Raw genomic sequence first — 17,426 nt, forward strand, 5'->3', positions numbered from 1 at the left:
GGGTTGGGAACAGTTCCGGCAGCAGCGCGCCCATCGGCGCGAAGGTTACCCCCATCAGGAACAACTCGATGGCCAGGAACAGCGCCACGCCAGCGGTGGAGCCCGAGGTCAGCAGTGGCTCCATGGCAAAGCCTGAGGCCACCGCCATCAAAGCACCGACGATCAGCACCGGCTTACGCCCAAAGCGGTCGCTCAGCCAGGCTGACAGGGGGGTCGCCAGGGCCATGAACACCACGGCAAAGCACAGCAGGCCCAGGAAGGTTTCGCGGCTGTAGCCCAGGGTCGTCACGCCGTAGCTCAGCGAAAATACCGTGGAGATATAGAACAGCGCGTAGCACACCACCATCGCAGCTGCGCCTAGCAAAGTCGGCAGCCAGTATTTGGCGAACAGGTCTACTACCGGAAGCTTCACCCGCTCATGGCGAGCAACAGCCTTGGCGAACACTGGGCTTTCCTCCAGTTTCAGGCGGACGTACAGGCCCACCAGCACCAGCGCTGCGCTGAGCAGGAACGGAATGCGCCAGCCCCATTCACGGAACTGTTCGTCACTGAGCAGCATGGCCAGGGTCAGAAACAGGCCGTTGGCCGCAAGAAAGCCGATCGACGGCCCCAGTTGCGGGAACATGCCAAACCAGGCGCGCTTGCCCTGCGGTGCGTTCTCGGTGGCCAGCAGCGCTGCACCGCCCCATTCACCGCCCAGGCCCAAGCCCTGGCCGAAGCGCAGCAGGCAGAGCAGGATCGGTGCCCAAACCCCGATGCTGTCATAGCCCGGCAACACGCCTATCAGCGTGGTCGACACGCCCATCAGTAGCAGTGACGCCACCAGCGTCGATTTGCGCCCGATGCGGTCACCGAAATGGCCGAACAGCGCTGAGCCCAGTGGGCGGGCGAGGAATGCGATGCCGAAGGTGATAAATGCTGCAAGCATCTGCGCGGTGCCCGATTCGGACGGGAAAAACACCGGGCCGATCACCAGTGCGGCGGCGGTGGCGTAGACGTAGAAATCGTAGAACTCGATCGCGGTGCCGATGAAGCTGGCGGTGGCGACTCGCGCAGGTGAGTTGACCGGCGTGGCAGGCGCCTGGGAGTAAGTGCTGCTGGTTGTCATTAAGTAGGTCCCTAACAGTCTGATTGGCTCCAGGGGCATTTGCCTGCAGCACGTGCAAGAAACCTAGGCAGGCAAGGCACGGCATGGCGGGCACCGGAGCGCATTGTTTTTGTGTTCGCTGGCTGACGATAGCCCAGAGGGGATAAGGATGGGAGCGGGTACTGTTTCGGGGTATTGAAGCAGGACCGCGGAGGGCGTCAGTGCAGCGGACTGGCCGAGTGGCGCCGAGTGCGGGTAGCAGGCGTTGCGGCGGGGCTGGGTAAGCGTGACCCGAGTATAGCTACCGGGTCACGGTCCATACCAGTACCTTGCTGGCGCAATTGTCCTCGGTTTCGAGAATTTCCAGGCGATAGCGGCCGATTTTCAGGCAAACCGCACTTTCCGGGATGCTTTCCAAGGCTTCGGTGACCAGCCCATTGAGGGTCTTCGGCCCGCCATCGCACGGCAGGTGCCAGCCCAGGGTGCGGTTGATTTCCCGCAGCGAGGCAGCACCTTCGATAACGAAAGTACCATCAGGCTGGGCATGCACATGGGGGTTGTCCAGGGTCTGCTCGTCTTCGAACTCGCCGACGATTTCTTCGAGGATGTCTTCCAGGGTGACGATACCCAGCACCTCTCCATACTCGTCTACCACTACGCCCAGGCGGCGCTGTTGCTTGTGGAAGTTCAGCAGCTGCATCTGCAGCGGGGTGCTTTCCGGGACGAAGTAGGGCTCGTAGCACGCGCCCAACAGTTGCTCCTGGGTCAGCTCGGCCTTGGGTAGCAGGTGGCTGATGAGCTTGGTGTTGAGGATCGCTTCTACCTGGTTGATGTCGCTGTGGTAGACCGGCAGGCGGGTATGTCGGCTAACGATCAGTTGCTCGATGATGTGCCCAATGGGCTCATCGAGGTTGATGCCGTCCACCTCGTTGCGTGGGACCAGAATGTCGTTGACGGTGACCTTGTCCAGTGACTGCAGGCCGTCCAGCAGGCCATGACGCGGCGCCTCATGGGGGGCGTCCTCGTCGAACTCGTCCTCTTCCTGCGGGTGCAGGGCCACTGCCGTAGGCTGGGCCCGAAACGGCCGCAGTATGAGCTTGGCGATGCCGTCGAACAGGCAAGCCAGCGGTTGCAGCAGAGCCAGAGGAAACGGCCTCAGGCTCAGGCCTAAGCTGATGAAGGCTTGAGGGTTGCGGCGGGCCAGGCGCCGTGGCAGAAACTCGGCGAACACCAGCAACGCTGCCACGGCGGCCAGGCCAGCCAGCCAAAAGCCGTGCTCGCCGCTCTGCCGCTCGCCGATCAGGCAAGCCATGCCCAGCACCAGCAGCTTGCCCAAGCTTGCGCACAGCACCAGGGCTGGCACCGGCAGCGGTGGTTGGCCCTCATCGCCATGGCGCGGTGAGGCGTTGATCAGCAGGCGGGCGGCATCCACGGCGGTGAACAATGCCGACCACAGCAGTGCCAGTGCCAGAATGCCGAGTAGCGGTGCGTACGGCAGGGTGTCCATGGGCGGCCGTCAGATATGCAGGATGAATTCGCGGACCAGCTTGCTGCCGAAATAGGCCAGCATCAGCAGGCAAAACCCTGCCAGGGTCCAGCGGATCGCCTTGTGGCCGCGCCAGCCCAGGCGGGTGCGGCCCCAGAGCAGCACGCTGAACACCACCCAGGCCACGCAGGCCAACAGGGTTTTGTGCACCAAGTGCTGGGCGAACAGGTTTTCAAGGAACAGCCAGCCGGAAATCAGCGATAGCGAGAGCAGGCACCAGCCTGCCCAGAGAAAACCGAATAGCAGGCTTTCCATTGTCTGCAGCGGCGGGAAGTTACGAATTAGCCCCGAGGGGTGCTTGTTCTTCAGTTGGTGGTCTTGCAGCAGCAACAGTAGCGACTGGAACACCGCGATGGTGAATAGGCCGTAGGCCAGAATTGACAGCAGAATGTGCGCGAGGATGCCGGGCTCTTCGTCGATTAGTGGCACCGTGCCGGCTGGGGCGAACTGCGCCAGCAAGGCGGTGATGGCGCCAAGCGGGAACAAGAGCACCAGCAGGTTTTCCACCGGGATGCGCAGGCATGCCAACAGCGTCAAGGCAATGACTGCGGCCGCAATCAGGCCGGCGGCGCTGAAGAAGTCCAGGCTAAGCCCCAGTGGGGTAATCAGCTGGAAGAACAGCGCACCGCCCTGGGCGAGCACGGCAAGGGCGCCAAGCAGGCCCAGCAGGCGTTTGTCGGCCTTGCGACCCTGGGCCAGATGGGAGCCCTGATAGATCGCCGCGGCTATATAGAGGCCGGCGGCGATCAGATTGGGAATGAGGCTGGGTGAGGAGACCATAAGTCCTGGTTGCAGAGCCCTGAAAGAGACGGAGTTTGGCATAGAACGACACCGGCCATCCAGACCGATCGGTAGCGAGGTGTGCGCCGTCGGCTCACTTGGTTATAATCGCCGCCTTGCTGTGCCTGGCGGGTGTGCATTTGCCCCGCAGGCGCCTGACAAACCTCGGCTTTTATTGGGCCTGAAAGGATCACCATGTTCGAAAACCTGACCGACCGCCTGTCACAGACGCTGCGCCATGTCACCGGCAAGGCCAAGCTGACCGAAGACAACATCAAGGACACGCTGCGCGAAGTGCGCATGGCCCTGCTCGAGGCCGACGTTGCCCTGCCGGTGGTCAAGGATTTCGTCAACAGCGTCAAGGAACGTGCAGTCGGCACCGAAGTGTCGCGCAGCCTGACCCCGGGCCAGGCCTTCGTGAAGATTGTCCAGGCTGAGCTTGAAAGCCTGATGGGCGCGGCCAACGAAGACCTCGCGCTCAACGCCGCACCGCCGGCCGTAGTGCTGATGGCCGGCCTGCAGGGTGCAGGCAAGACCACCACCGCCGGCAAGCTGGCGCGCTTTCTCAAGGAGCGCAAGAAGAAGAGCGTGATGGTGGTGTCCGCCGACGTCTACCGCCCGGCGGCGATCAAACAGTTGGAAACCCTGGCCAACGACATCGGCGTGACCTTCTTCCCGTCCGACATCAGCCAGAAGCCGGTGGCCATCGCCGAAGCTGCGATTCGCGAAGCCAAGCTCAAGTTCATCGACGTGGTCATCGTCGACACCGCTGGCCGCCTGCATATCGATGCCGACATGATGGACGAGATCAAGGCGTTGCACGCCGCGGTCAAGCCAGTCGAAACCCTGTTCGTGGTCGACGCCATGACCGGCCAGGACGCCGCCAATACCGCCAAGGCGTTCGGCGAAGCCCTGCCGCTGACCGGTGTGGTGCTGACCAAGGTCGACGGTGACGCCCGTGGCGGTGCTGCGCTGTCGGTGCGTGCCATTACCGGCAAGCCGATCAAGTTCATCGGTATGGGCGAGAAGAGCGAAGCGCTCGAACCGTTCCACCCCGACCGTGTGGCTTCGCGCATCCTCGGCATGGGCGATGTGCTCAGCCTGATCGAGCAGGCCGAGCAGACCATCGACAAGGCCAAGGCCGACAAACTGGCCAAGAAGCTCAAGAAGGGCAAGGGCTTCGATCTCGAAGACTTCCGCGACCAGCTGCAGCAGATGAAAAACATGGGTGGCTTGGGCGGCCTGATGGACAAGCTGCCGAGCATCGGTGGGGTCAACCTGTCGCAGATGGGCAACGCCCAGGGCGCGGCCGAGAAGCAGTTCAAGCAGATGGAAGCGATCATCAACTCGATGACCCCTGCCGAACGTCGCGACCCTGACCTGATCAGCGGTTCGCGCAAGCGCCGTATCGCCCTCGGTTCCGGCACCCAGGTGCAGGATATCGGCCGGCTGATCAAGCAGCACAAACAGATGCAGAAAATGATGAAAAAATTCTCCGCCAAGGGCGGTATGGCCAAGATGATGCGCGGCCTTGGCGGGATGCTGCCAGGTGGCGGCATGCCCAAGCTGTAACACTTGTTTTTGGGCGCCTGCCTGCATCCAGGTGGGCGCCCGAAACCCCCGCTGCGGCGGGGGGACGGCCGCGCGATGCGTGGCTTAACCGGCAAATCTGGACGGTAGGGCATGCCTCTGCCGAAAAAGGCATTTGCAAATGTCCGTATATTCCCTGAGAATATGCGGCCTTTTGGGCACCCGTGTGCCTATTTGGCATTCAGATTTGCAGTACCAGCTGCTGTATGAACTGCAGCACCGACTATAGGAACGATGTTCACATGGTAACCATTCGTCTGGCCCGTGGCGGCTCGAAAAAGCGCCCATTCTACCACCTGACCGTGACCAACTCGCGTAACGCCCGTGACGGCCGTTTCGTTGAGCGCGTAGGTTTCTTCAACCCGATCGCTGCTGGCGCCGAAGTCAAGCTGTCGGTCAACCAAGAGCGCGTCAACTACTGGCTGAGCCAGGGTGCACAGCCGTCTGAGCGCGTTGCTCAGCTGCTGAAGGACGCTGCCAAGGCTGCTGCCTGAGCAGTATGAACGCGACGCCAGAAAAGGCTGACGACCTGATCGTCGTTGGCAAGATTTTTTCGGTTCACGGCGTTCGCGGCGAGGTGAAGGTGTATTCCTTTACCGATCCGATTGAAAACCTGTTGGATTATCCGCGCTGGACGCTTCGGCACGAAGGCAAGGTAAAGCAGGTCGAGCTGGTCAACGGTCGTGGCTCCCAAAAGGGCCTGGTCGTTAAGCTCAAAGGCCTCGATGATCGTGATGAAGCCCGTCTTCTGAGCGGTTACGAAATCTGCATTTCGCGGAGCCTTTTGCCCAACCTGGCTGCTGACGAGTACTACTGGTACCAGTTGGTGGGCCTCAAGGTCATCAACCAGGACGAACATCTGTTCGGCAAGGTCGATCACCTGTTGGAGACCGGTGCGAACGATGTAATGGTGGTCAAGCCCTGCGCAGGCAGCCTGGATGATCGCGAGCGTCTATTGCCCTATACGGCGCAATGCGTGCTCGATGTCGACCTGGAAGCAGGTGTGATGCGGGTTGAGTGGGACGCGGACTTCTAAACGATGGGTAACCTTCGCGTAGACGTCATCACGTTGTTCCCCGAGATGTTCTCGGCCATCACTGAGTACGGCATTACCAGCCGCGCGGTGAAACAGGGGTTGCTTCAGGTGACCTGCTGGAACCCGCGGGACTACACCACAGATCGCCACCATACCGTGGATGATCGGCCGTTTGGCGGTGGTCCGGGCATGGTGATGAAAATCAAGCCTCTGGAAGACGCACTGGTTAGCGCTAGGCAAGCGACTGGAGCATCGGCGAAGGTGATCTATCTCTCGCCGCAAGGCCGCAAGCTGACTCAGCAGGCGGTCAAAGGCCTGGCCGAACAGGAATCTTTGATCCTGATCGCCGGTCGTTATGAAGGCATCGACGAGCGTTTTATCGAGGCTCATGTCGATGAAGAGTGGTCGATTGGCGACTATGTGCTTTCCGGTGGCGAGCTACCGGCCATGGTACTGATCGATGCGGTTACACGGCTGCTGCCCGGAGCTTTAGGGCATGTGGACTCGGCGGAGGAAGACTCCTTCACTGACGGTCTGCTCGATTGCCCGCACTACACCCGGCCTGAGGTGTATGCGGATCAGCGTGTTCCCGACGTGTTGCTAAGTGGCAACCATGCACATATCCGGCGTTGGCGGATGAAGCAGTCCCTTGGTAGGACCTTCGAACGACGCGCCGATCTTCTGGAAAGTCGCTCGCTTTCTGGAGAAGAGAAGAAGCTGCTCGAGGAATATCTCCGCGAGCGGGACGATAGTTAAACGTATCGATGGTGGATCACGTATCCATCTTAGGAGCACAGCATGACCAACAAGATCATCCAGCAGCTCGAAGCAGAGCAGATGAGCAAGGAAATCCCGACCTTCGCACCAGGCGACACCATCGTCGTTCAGGTTAAAGTGAAGGAAGGTGATCGTTCCCGTCTGCAGGCATTCGAAGGCGTTGTCATCGCCAAGCGTAACCGTGGTCTGAACAGCGCCTTCACCGTGCGCAAGATCTCGAGCGGCGTAGGCGTTGAGCGTACCTTCCAGACCTACAGCCCGCAGATCGACAGCCTGGCCGTGAAACGTCGTGGTGACGTGCGTAAAGCCAAGCTGTACTACCTGCGCGACCTGTCCGGCAAAGCCGCTCGCATCAAGGAAAAACTGTCCTGAGTACAGTTTGCCTGGTGGCCTGAGGCCGCCTTGCGAGAAAAAAGCAGCCTTCGGGCTGCTTTTTTGCATTCTGAAACCTGTGAAGAGTGACGCCCATGACCAGTCGAGATCAGGAAATCCAGCGCCGCACCGAGCTTTCGGTGACCCGAGTAACCAAAGCGGTGTTCCCCAACACCACCAACCACCACAACACCCTGTTCGGCGGCACCGCGCTGGCGTGGATGGACGAAGTGTCCTTCATCGCCGCTACGCGCTTTTGCCGGCTGCCGCTGGTGACCGTGTCGACCGACCGCATCGACTTCAAGCACCCGATCCCGGCAGGGTCGATCGTCGAGCTGGTGGGCACAGTGATCAAAGTCGGCAATACCAGCCTGCAGGTGCAAGTCGATGTGTTCGTCGAAAACATGTACCTGGACGGCCGCGAGCGGGCGATTCACGGGGTGTTCAGCTTTGTCGCAATCGACGAAGACAAGCGCCCTGTGCCGGTGTTACCCGGCAGTTGAGCCTCACTGCTCGGGCTGGCCGTCTTGCCGCTGTGGGTCGATCAGCGAAACCAGCGTCCAGCCCGCTTGCGGGGTGAGCGGGGTGTCTGGACACGCGACATGTACCCAGCCGTTGGCGTCGCGGGCGAACAGCAAGGTCGCCCGCTCGCCATGCAGTGCTTGGTACTGTTCCCAGCAGAAAGCTTCAGTGAGCGTAGTGCTGAACAGTTCGCCCCCCAAATGTAGGCGGTTGGCCAGTTGCAGGTAGGTCATCGGGCTTGAACCGAGCAGTTGGCCCCTGTGTTGTTCGCTGGCGCGGTGTTTGTCGCTGCGTTGGTTTTCCAGGCCGCTGGCCAGCACGAACAGCCGTTTGTGGCCAAAATCGTGACGAAACCGTGCGCACGCCAGGGCATTGAGTTCACCTGCTGGGGAGAGCCCCAGCAAATGGCCCAGGCCCACCAGGTCCAGGTGTGCGTCGGCGTGCTGGGATGCCGGGTTGCCGAAGTAGGTCGTCAGGCCATCCATACGTGCCGCCCGGATGTTTTCCCAGCTTGAATCGGTCAGCAGCACGCGGCAACCCAGCTGTTGCAAAGCCTTGGCCAGAGTGCGTGCCGGCGGGTTGGCACCCACCAGCAGAAAGCCACTGGGGGCAGGCTCGGCAACCCTGAGCAGGCGCGCCAGCGGCCGGGCGGTAGCGCTTTGCAGCACCACCGTGCCAATGATCACGGCAAAGGTCAGTGGCACCAGCAGCAAGGCCGAGTGGTGACCGGCTTCATCCAGGCGGATGGCGAACACCGCCGACACCGCCGCGGCAACTATCCCTCGCGGCGCAATCCAGGCCAGCAGCGCGCGTTCACGCCACTTCAACGCGGAACCGGCTGTGGAAACCAGCACATTCAACGGCCTGGCCAGCAACTGAATGGCCAGCAGCAGGACGATGACCGCAGGGCCCAGTGAGAACAAGGCCTGCAGGTCAAGGCGGGCAGCCAGCAGGATGAACAACCCGGAAATCAGCAGGACGCTGAGGTTTTCTTTGAAGTGCAGGATCTGCTGCACATCCACTCCACGCATATTGGCCAGCCACATGCCCATCACCGTGACCGCCAGCAGCCCGGACTCGTGGGCGATCTGATTGGCAGCAATGAAGATGCCCAGCACCGCAGCCAGGGAGGCCAGATTGTGCAGGTACTCTGGAAGCCACTGCTCGCGCATCACCTGGCCCAGCAGCCAGCCACCGGCTGCCCCCAGCGCACTGCCGCACAGGATGACCCCGGCGAAGGTAATCAGGCTCTGGCTCAAGCCCTCACCGCTGCCACTGGCGATAATGAAGCTGTACACCACCACCGCCAGCAAGGCACCGATCGGGTCGATGACGATGCCCTCCCAGCGCAGGATATTGGCGATCGTGGCGTTGGGCCGGACCACGCGCAGCATGGGCACGATCACGGTAGGGCCGGTGACCAGGGTCAGGGCGCCGAACAGAATCGCCAGCGGCCACTCGAATGCAAGCAGCCAGTGGGTGGCGACGGCGATCACCAGCCATGTGGCCAAGGCGCCAAGGGTGACCAGCCGATGCACCACACTGCCGATATCCCGCCACTGCGAAAGATGCAGAGTCAGGCTGCCTTCGAACAGGATCAATGCCACGGCCAGTGAAACCAGTGGCATCAACAACGGGCCGAACAGTGCTTCGGGTGACAGCCAGCCCAGCACCGGGCCGGCAACGATACCGCACAACAGCAGGAACAAAATGGCAGGCAGTTTCAGCCGCCAGGCTAGCCACTGGCAGGCCAGCGCCGCCGCGCCGATGCCACCCACACTCAGAAGTATCTGCTGTTCGTTCATGCGGGCTCCCTATGCCGACGATGTTATGAAAGACTAAGCGCCATTATGTTGTTTGCCACTGTGAATTCATGCCAGCTCTTGACCATCCCCTGATCGACCAGTTCCTCGACGCCCTGTGGCTTGAAAAGGGCCTGTCAGACAACACCCGGGCCTCCTACCGCAGCGATCTGGCCTTGTTCAACGGTTGGCTACAGGAGCGCACGGTGGCGTTGCCGGATGCGGGCCGTGATCTGATTCTCGATCATTTGGCCTGGCGTCTTGACCAAGGCTACAAGCCTCGCTCCACAGCGCGTTTTCTGTCCGGCCTGCGTGGGTTTTTTCGCTATTTGCTGCGGGAAAGGCTGGTTGCTGTCGACCCCACTCTACAGGTGGACATGCCGCAGCTTGGCCGCCCTTTGCCTAAATCCTTGTCAGAAGCCGACGTCGAAGCTCTGCTGCAAGCACCGGAGCTGGGTGAGGCGATTGGCCAGCGCGACCGGGCCATGCTCGAAGTGCTGTATGCCTGCGGCTTGCGGGTGACCGAACTGGTGGGTTTGACCCTTGACCAGGTCAATCTCCGCCAGGGGGTGCTGCGGGTAATGGGCAAGGGCAGCAAGGAACGCTTGGTGCCGATGGGCGAGGAGGCAGTGCTGTGGATCGAGCGCTACATGCGCGATGGCCGCGCCGAGCTGCTCAACGGCCGCCCCAGCGATGTGCTGTTTCCCAGCCAGCGCGGTGAGCAGATGACCCGGCAGACCTTCTGGCATCGCATCAAGCATCACGCTCGGGTAGCCGGTATCGATAAGCCGCTGTCGCCGCATACCCTGCGCCATGCTTTCGCCACTCACCTGCTCAACCATGGCGCCGACCTGCGCGTGGTGCAGATGCTACTGGGCCACAGCGACTTGTCGACCACGCAGATCTACACCCATGTGGCAAAGGCTCGGCTGCAACAACTGCATGCCCAACACCATCCACGTGGATGAATGTTGTTCATGTTCCGCCGACTGGTCCTAGCAGGCCGCTTTATCAGTAGCGTGATGTGATAGTCTTGGGCGGTTTGCATCAAGGGCTGCACGGTCACCGGGTTTTTGCCGCAGCTGACGTTTCCGGCCCTTGTCCGCCTCCAGGAGTTTTCCATGCGCGTGACCCAGTTTTTCGCCGTCGCCATGTTGGCGCTGGCCAGCACCGTTGCCGTTGCCGCGGCCGATAGCAACACCAGCCCCGAGCAGGCCATTCGCAAGTCGTTGCAGAACCTTGAACTCGAAGTGCCCGTGGAGAGCGTCGGCAGCAGCCCGCTCAACGGTCTCTATGAAGTCAAGCTGCAAGGTGGTCGTGTGCTGTATGCCAGCGCTGATGGCCAGTATGTGATGCAGGGCTATCTGTACCAATTGCAGGACGGCAAGCCGGTGAACCTCACCGAGAAGGCCGAGCGCCAGGGTGTTGCCAAGCTCATCAATGGCATTCCTGCCGCCGAAACCGTGGTTTATCCTGCCAAAGGCGAAACCAAGTCGCACATCACCGTGTTCACCGACACTACCTGCCCGTACTGCCACAAGCTGCATGCCGAAGTACCCGAGCTCAACCGCCGCGGTATCGAAGTGCGCTACGTTGCGTTCCCGCGTCAGGGCCTGGGCTCGCCAGGCGATCAGCAGTTGCAGGCGGTCTGGTGTTCCAGCGACCGCCGCGCAGCGATGGACAAGATGGTCGAAGGCAAAGAAATCAAGGCCGCCAAGTGCGCCAACCCGGTCAGCAAGCAGTTCCAGCTTGGCCAGCAGATCGGTGTCAACGGTACGCCCGCCATCGTGCTCGAGAACGGGCACGTCATTCCGGGTTACCAACCGGCACCGCAAGTGGCCAAGCTGGCCTTGGCAGGCGAGCAGGCCGCCAAGTAATTCATACAGTACGCCGTCGTCATGGGGTGACGGCATGTTTCACGGTCGGTGAAGGCACCGGCCGTTCAATGGGGAGTTCACAGTGAAACCGGTCAAAGTAGGCATCTGTGGGTTGGGGACCGTCGGTGGCGGAACCTTCAATGTACTTCAGCGCAACGCCGAGGAGATCGCCCGCCGTGCCGGGCGCGGTATTGAAGTGGCACAGATTGCCATGCGCTCGCAGAACCCGAACTGCCAGATTACCGGTACCCCCATTACCGCTGACGTGTTCGAAGTGGCGAACAACCCGGAAATCGACATTGTCATTGAGCTGATCGGCGGCTACACCATTGCCCGCGATTTAGTGCTCAAGGCCATCGAAAACGGCAAGCACGTGGTCACCGCCAACAAGGCGTTGATCGCCGTGCACGGTAACGAAATCTTCGCCAAGGCCCGCGAGAAGGGCGTCATTGTCGCCTTCGAAGCGGCCGTTGCTGGCGGCATCCCGGTGATCAAGGCAATCCGCGAAGGGCTGTCGGCCAACCGCATCAACTGGCTGGCCGGCATCATCAACGGCACCGGTAACTTCATCCTCACCGAAATGCGCGAAAAAGGCCGTGCCTTCCCCGATGTACTGGCCGAAGCCCAGGCCCTGGGGTATGCCGAAGCCGACCCGACCTTCGACGTGGAAGGCATCGACGCCGCGCACAAGCTGACCATCCTGGCGTCCATCGCCTTTGGCATCCCGCTGCAGTTCGACAAGGCCTACACCGAGGGCATCACCCAGCTGACCACTGCCGATGTGAACTATGCCGAAGCGCTGGGCTATCGCATCAAACACCTGGGTGTGGCCCGCCGCACCGCCGAGGGCATCGAATTGCGCGTGCACCCGACGCTGATCCCAGCCGATCGCTTGATCGCCAACGTCAACGGCGTGATGAACGCGGTGATGGTCAACGGGGACGCGGCAGGTTCCACCTTGTACTACGGCGCTGGCGCCGGCATGGAGCCAACCGCTTCGTCGGTGGTCGGCGACTTGGTCGATGTGGTTCGTGCCATGACCTGCGATCCGGAAAATCGCGTACCGCACCTGGCCTTCCAGCCAGACTCGCTGTCGGCCCACCCGATCCTGCCGATCGAAGCCTGCGAAAGTGCCTACTACCTGCGCATTCAGGCCAAGGACCACCCAGGCGTGCTGGCCCAGGTCGCTAGCATCTTGTCCGAGCGTGGCATCAACATCGAGTCGATCATGCAGAAGGAAGCCGAGGAACAGGACGGCCTGGTACCGATGATCCTGCTGACCCACCGTGTGGTCGAGCAGGGCATCAACGACGCCATCGTCGCTCTGGAAGGCCTGCAGGACGTAGTCGGCAAGGTCGTGCGTATCCGCGTCGAACAGCTGAATTAATTTGCCACTCGGGCCGCTTGGCGGCCCTAGCATCGAAGGTTTGCACCCATGCGCTATATCAGTACCCGCGGCCAGGCACCGGCCCTGAATTTCGAAGACGTGCTGCTGGCTGGCCTGGCCAGCGACGGTGGCCTGTATGTTCCTGAAAACCTGCCACGCTTTACTCAGGAAGAAATCGCTTCTTGGGCTGGGCTGCCCTATCACGAGCTGGCCTTCCGGGTGATGCGCCCGTTCGTCGAAGGCAGCATCGCCGATGCCGACTTCAAGAAGATCCTCGAAGAAACCTACGGCAAGTTCGCCCACGCTGCGGTCGCCCCGCTGCGCCAGCTCAACAGCAACGAGTGGGTGTTGGAGCTGTTCCACGGCCCAACCCTGGCATTCAAGGACTTTGCCCTGCAACTGCTCGGCCGCCTGCTCGACCATGTACTGGCCAAGCGCAACGAGCGCGTGGTGATCATCGGCGCCACCAGCGGTGACACCGGCTCCGCCGCCATCGAAGGCTGCCGCAGCTGCGAGAATGTCGACATTTTCATCCTGCATCCGCATCAGCGTGTGTCGCAAGTGCAACGTCGCCAGATGACCACGCTGTTCGGCGACAACGTGCACAACATCGCCATCGAAGGCAACTTCGATGACTGCCAGGAAATGGTCAAGGCCAGCTTCGCCGACCAGTCGTTCCTCAAAGGCACACGCCTGGTCGCGGTCAACTCGATCAACTGGGCGCGAATCATGGCCCAGATCGTCTATTACTTCCACGCCGCGTTGCAGTTGGGCGGCCCAGCCCGTTCGGTGGCGTTCTCGGTGCCAACCGGCAACTTCGGTGACATTTTTGCCGGTTACCTGGCGCGCAATATGGGCCTGCCGGTCAGCCAATTGATCGTGGCCACCAACCGCAACGACATCCTGCACCGCTTCATGAGCGGCAACCAGTACGTCAAGGAAACCCTGCATGCGACCCTGTCGCCGTCGATGGACATCATGGTGTCGTCCAACTTCGAGCGCCTGCTGTTCGACCTGCACGGGCGCAATGGTGCAGCGCTGGCCGAGTTGATGGCGAGCTTCAAGCAAGGTGGCGGCTTCAGCGTCGAGCAAGACCGTTGGACCGAGGCGCGCAAGCTATTCGATTCGCTGGCCGTCAGTGACGAGCAGACCTGCGAAACCATCGCAGAGGTATTCGCTGCCACTGGTGAAGTGCTCGACCCGCATACCGCCATTGGCGTCAAGGCCGCCCGCGAGTGCCGCCGCAGCCTGGACACACCAATGGTGGTGCTGGGTACTGCGCACCCGGTCAAGTTCCCCGAAGCGGTGGAGAAAGCCGGTGTCGGCAAGGCCCTGGAGCTGCCGGCGCACCTGAGCGACCTGTTCAGCCGGGAAGAACGTTGCACGGTGCTGCCCAATGATCTGAAGGCCGTTCAGGCGTTCGTCAGCCAGCATGGCAACCGCGGCAAGCCGTTGTAAGGGCTTGAGTCTGGCGGCCGCGATGCGGCCGCCAAGACGAGTCTTTGGTTTTTTTGAGAATCGTCCTACATAAGCGCTTGGAAGATTTGCCTAGAGTGACCGCTCCTTGCCCCAAGGAGCTGTTCATGCGCCAGCCCTACGTGCTGATTCACCCTGCACACCCTTCCCATCAAATTCTTCTTCACCAGGCCTGCAACGCCCATGGTTTGTTCAACGTGCGCGTCACACAAGACCTGGCCGATCTGGACACCTGCCTGGCCCGCAAGCCAAACGCCGATTTGCTGATCGTCGAGCATGCCGCGGGCGATGGCCTGGCCTTGCTCGAGCGGGCCAGCAGCAGCCGCGCCGTGTTGTTCGTCGGGCACCCCGACGCGGGTTGCCCCAACCTTGCCGATGAAGCCAGGCGCCTAGGCCTGTGGGTGGTTGCCGATCTCCCTTGGCCACTGCCGGCCGGGCGCTGGCAACAAGCGTTGCAACGTATTCAAACTGTCACTCGCGCAGGGCACGCTCACTGATACCGCCACGGGCAGCGAACTTTCCGCTGCGCTTGCTGGTCAGTTCATTCATGTCCACTAATAAGCGAGTGATCCGGATGGAACGAATCTGCAGACTGCTCAACGACGCCCTTACTCCATATCAGGCCATGCTGGGCGCCCCAGATGCCAATGGCAACCGCCAATTGACCCTGTTTGACGCCCTGGGTGGCACCGCTTTAAAGCGCACCGTCAGTGCCCGTCAGTTACAAGAGCAAACCCTGCTGATCGACCTGGTGGATGGGTTGCATCGAGACCTGCAGATTGTCGAAGGGCGCCTGCAGCCCTGCGTGATCGCTGCCGTGCAGCAGCGTCAGCAGCCTCAGGGAACCTTTGCTTGAGTTACCTTTCCTAAATACCAAGCGCAGTCGGCCGGTGCTCAGCTCCGGTACTGGCCGGTGGGCGCGGTGAGTCCGTCAGGACTTTCGATTGGCCCCGGGCGTCCTCCCCAGCGTCCGGGGTTTCTTTTGTCTGCCGTTCAGCGTTTTTCGAAGAATCTTTTGCTGTCGATCAAGTAAGCTGCCCGCGATTGCGGGTCAAGCCAGCGCGCGTATTGGGCCGGCAGCGTATGCAGCCGTAACGCGGGTAAGAGTTGGTCGATGTGGCTGATTGCAGCATGCCCAAGCGGCGTATCCGAACAGCCCACGTACATGAACTGGTAGCGATCGGTACCTTGGATGGAGTGGAACTGGTAGTCGGCCGGCGAGCCTCCCTGTTGCTGAATCAGGTAGCGTAACTCTGGCCAATAGCCCAGCACCATTTGCAGGCGCCCTAACTGCTGCATCTGCAACAGATTTGCCGTGGCATCATTGCCGTAGTGGCGGCTTAAGGCCGAATCGGGCAGTTGGCGCAAGATCTCATCGACCTGGCTGCTGTAACTGCGTTCGGCGACGATGCCCAGCTTCAACGTCGTGTTGCCTAGCAGGCCTTTGAGATCGAGCTGCTGGTCTTGCAGCCAGTTCTTCAGCAACGCCTGCGAGGTATTGAGCGTCACCACGCCACTGCTGAGCACGCCCAGTGTCGGTTGCGAGAACTGCACGAATTTCGCTCGTTCGGCGGTCCACAGCAGCATGGGATCGCAGGTGAATGTGCGCGGGTCCTGAAGCATCTGCAAGCCGCGCGCGCGGTTTACCCGGACAATGCTATGGTCGTACTCGGGCATCTGCTCGATCAGCAGCGGCAGCATTTGATCAATCACCCCCTGGCCTTTCTCCGTGCCCTCGAACACGGTGAACGGCGGCAGGTCGCGCACCAGCCACAGCAGGCGATCCTTGGCCTGGGCAGGCGCAACTACCTGTGCGAGCAGCAATGCGCAGCACAGCGCCAAAGAGCGCATGGGCAGCAAACTCAGACAGTGCCCGCCTGGCGCAGGCTGGCAATCGCCGCCGGGTCGTAGCCCAGCGCCGCCAACACGCTATCGGTGTGTTCCCCAAGCGTCGGCCCAACCCAATCGGCAGACCCTGGGGTATCGGAAAGCTTTGGAACGATGCCCGGCATCTTGAACGGCTTGCCGTCAGGCAGCCGTGCCTGCAGGAACATTTCGCGGGCCAGGTACTGGGGGTCGTTGAACATGTCTTCGGCCGAATAGATGCGGCTGGCCGGGACCTCGGCGTCGTTGAGTACCGTCAGCATTCGCTCAAGCGGCACGCTGTTGGCCCAGCGGTCGATCACCCCGTACAGCTCGTCGCGCCGTGCGTCGCGGCCATCATTGCTGGCCAGGCTCGGGTCATCGGCCAGGTCCGCGCGGCCAATGGCCTGCATGAAGCGCTTGAAGATGGCATCACCGTTGGCACCTATTTGCACATGTTTGCCGTCGGCGCTGGTGTGGATGGAGGAGGGCGTGATGCCCGGCATGATATTGCCGGTGCGTTCGCGGATGAAACCGAACACGTCGAACTCCGGCACCATGCTTTCCATCATGGCGAAGATAGCTTCGTAGAGGGCTACGTCCACCACCTGGCCCAGGCCGCCGTTGACTTCGCGATGACGCAGCGCCATAAGCGCGCCGATCACGCCCCACAATGCCGCGATCGAGTCGCCAATGGAGATGCCCGTGCGCACCGGCGGGCGGTCGTCGAAGCCGGTGATGTAGCGCAGCCCGCCCATCGATTCACCGACTGCACCGAAGCCTGGCTGATCCTTCATTGGCCCCGTCTGGCCAAAACCCGACAAGCGCACCATGACCAGGCGAGGATTGAGTGCATGCAGCACATCCCAGCCCAGGCCAAGTTTTTCCAGCACGCCAGGGCGAAAGTTCTCGATCAGGATGTCGGCCTCACTCAGTAGCCGCTTGAGCACTTGCTGGCCTTCGGGATGCTTGAGGTTAAGGGTCAACGACTGCTTGTTGCGCGCCTGCACGAACCACCACAGGGAGGTGCCCTCGTACAGCTTGCGCCATTTGCGCAGCGGATCGCCGCCGTCGGGCGACTCGACCTTGATCACATCGGCGCCGAATTCGGCGCAGATCCGCGAGGCGAACGGCCCGGCGATCAAGGTGCCGAGTTCGATGACTTTAAGGCCGGCGAGGGGTTTGCTGGGCGTCGACATTGGGCATCCGTGGCAAGTGTTCAGAGCGGTGGTTTTAGCACAGCTCTGTGGCGCCCGATACTGCTGCGGCGCAAGCGCAGGCAGGATCGGGTAGACTAGGTGACTTTTCTCC

General features: G+C 61.4%; 18 protein-coding genes. 12 read left to right on the forward strand and 6 right to left on the reverse strand.

Translation table 11 applies throughout. The features are described 5' to 3' along the window. From ACK59H_RS10000 to ACK59H_RS10010, 3 genes are all read right to left on the reverse strand, one after another. The coding region (locus ACK59H_RS10000) for an MFS transporter (RefSeq protein ID WP_409264424.1) at window positions 1-1,108 on the reverse strand (1,108 nt) is incomplete at its 3' end. Window positions 1,109-1,388: 280 nt separating this feature from the next. Next, window positions 1,389-2,594 carry a transporter associated domain-containing protein gene (locus ACK59H_RS10005; protein ID WP_060479329.1) on the reverse strand — a complete coding sequence of 402 codons (1,206 nt, stop codon included), beginning with the start codon at window positions 2,592-2,594 and terminating at the stop codon, window positions 1,389-1,391. A 9-nt stretch (window positions 2,595-2,603) separates the two neighbouring features. Next, window positions 2,604-3,413 carry a cytochrome c biogenesis protein CcsA gene (locus ACK59H_RS10010; RefSeq protein WP_060479328.1) on the reverse strand — a complete coding sequence of 270 codons (810 nt, stop codon included), beginning with the start codon at window positions 3,411-3,413 and terminating at the stop codon, window positions 2,604-2,606. A gap of 195 nt (window positions 3,414-3,608) precedes the next feature. Between ACK59H_RS10010 and ffh the strand changes: the two genes are divergently transcribed. From ffh to ACK59H_RS10040, 6 genes are all read left to right on the forward strand, one after another. Next, window positions 3,609-4,985, forward strand: a complete 1,377-nt coding sequence (ffh, locus tag ACK59H_RS10015) for a signal recognition particle protein (protein ID WP_060479327.1) — start codon at window positions 3,609-3,611, stop codon at window positions 4,983-4,985. Between the two features lie 260 nt (window positions 4,986-5,245). Further along, window positions 5,246-5,497, forward strand: coding sequence for a 30S ribosomal protein S16 (rpsP, locus tag ACK59H_RS10020; RefSeq protein ID WP_003259424.1), 252 nt, complete (start codon window positions 5,246-5,248; stop codon window positions 5,495-5,497). 5 nt (window positions 5,498-5,502) lie between these two features. Further along, on the forward strand, window positions 5,503-6,039 hold the full coding sequence (gene rimM / locus ACK59H_RS10025) for a ribosome maturation factor RimM (protein ID WP_060479326.1): 537 nt from the start codon (window positions 5,503-5,505) through the stop codon (window positions 6,037-6,039). Window positions 6,040-6,042: 3 nt separating this feature from the next. After that, window positions 6,043-6,795, forward strand: a complete 753-nt coding sequence (gene trmD, locus ACK59H_RS10030) for a tRNA (guanosine(37)-N1)-methyltransferase TrmD (RefSeq protein WP_008094486.1) — start codon at window positions 6,043-6,045, stop codon at window positions 6,793-6,795. 42 nt (window positions 6,796-6,837) lie between these two features. Continuing rightward, the gene (gene rplS / locus ACK59H_RS10035; RefSeq protein WP_023629812.1) at window positions 6,838-7,188 is read left to right on the forward strand and encodes a 50S ribosomal protein L19; all 351 of its coding nucleotides are present in this window, start codon (window positions 6,838-6,840) and stop codon (window positions 7,186-7,188) included. A gap of 95 nt (window positions 7,189-7,283) precedes the next feature. Continuing rightward, complete coding sequence (locus tag ACK59H_RS10040) at window positions 7,284-7,691, forward strand: acyl-CoA thioesterase (RefSeq protein WP_060479325.1); 408 nt, start codon at window positions 7,284-7,286, stop codon at window positions 7,689-7,691. Between the two features lie 3 nt (window positions 7,692-7,694). Here ACK59H_RS10040 and ACK59H_RS10045 read toward each other — a convergent pair whose 3' ends face one another. Further along, the gene (locus ACK59H_RS10045) at window positions 7,695-9,515 is read right to left on the reverse strand and encodes a sodium:proton antiporter (protein WP_060479324.1); all 1,821 of its coding nucleotides are present in this window, start codon (window positions 9,513-9,515) and stop codon (window positions 7,695-7,697) included. Between the two features lie 68 nt (window positions 9,516-9,583). Between ACK59H_RS10045 and xerD the strand changes: the two genes are divergently transcribed. The 6 genes from xerD (at window position 9,584) to ACK59H_RS10075 (ending at window position 15,108) form a co-directional block, all read left to right on the forward strand. After that, a complete protein-coding gene (xerD, locus tag ACK59H_RS10050) occupies window positions 9,584-10,480 on the forward strand; it encodes a site-specific tyrosine recombinase XerD (protein WP_060479323.1) in 897 nt (298 codons plus the stop codon). Window positions 10,481-10,633: 153 nt separating this feature from the next. Beyond that, window positions 10,634-11,389: a thioredoxin fold domain-containing protein gene (locus tag ACK59H_RS10055; RefSeq protein WP_060479322.1), complete on the forward strand. Its 756-nt coding sequence runs from the start codon at window positions 10,634-10,636 to the stop codon at window positions 11,387-11,389. Between the two features lie 82 nt (window positions 11,390-11,471). Beyond that, a complete protein-coding gene (locus ACK59H_RS10060; protein ID WP_186477754.1) occupies window positions 11,472-12,776 on the forward strand; it encodes a homoserine dehydrogenase in 1,305 nt (434 codons plus the stop codon). 48 nt (window positions 12,777-12,824) lie between these two features. Beyond that, window positions 12,825-14,234, forward strand: a complete 1,410-nt coding sequence (gene thrC, locus ACK59H_RS10065; protein WP_060478407.1) for a threonine synthase — start codon at window positions 12,825-12,827, stop codon at window positions 14,232-14,234. A 125-nt stretch (window positions 14,235-14,359) separates the two neighbouring features. Next, complete coding sequence (locus tag ACK59H_RS10070; RefSeq protein ID WP_060478406.1) at window positions 14,360-14,749, forward strand: hypothetical protein; 390 nt, start codon at window positions 14,360-14,362, stop codon at window positions 14,747-14,749. A gap of 77 nt (window positions 14,750-14,826) precedes the next feature. Further along, complete coding sequence (locus ACK59H_RS10075) at window positions 14,827-15,108, forward strand: DUF3509 domain-containing protein (RefSeq protein ID WP_060478405.1); 282 nt, start codon at window positions 14,827-14,829, stop codon at window positions 15,106-15,108. A 137-nt stretch (window positions 15,109-15,245) separates the two neighbouring features. Here the strand turns inward: ACK59H_RS10075 and ACK59H_RS10080 are convergent, their stop codons facing one another. Both ACK59H_RS10080 and ACK59H_RS10085 read right to left on the reverse strand, forming a co-directional pair. Next, a complete protein-coding gene (locus ACK59H_RS10080) occupies window positions 15,246-16,103 on the reverse strand; it encodes a TIGR02285 family protein (protein ID WP_060478404.1) in 858 nt (285 codons plus the stop codon). Window positions 16,104-16,114: 11 nt separating this feature from the next. After that, window positions 16,115-17,314, reverse strand: a complete 1,200-nt coding sequence (locus ACK59H_RS10085; protein WP_060478403.1) for a CaiB/BaiF CoA-transferase family protein — start codon at window positions 17,312-17,314, stop codon at window positions 16,115-16,117. Window positions 17,315-17,426 lie beyond the last annotated feature (112 nt).

Origin of the sequence: Pseudomonas sp. KCJK9000 (assembly GCF_046230725.1) — a bacterium.
Taxonomy (GTDB): Bacteria; Pseudomonadota; Gammaproteobacteria; order Pseudomonadales; family Pseudomonadaceae; genus Aquipseudomonas; species Aquipseudomonas promysalinigenes.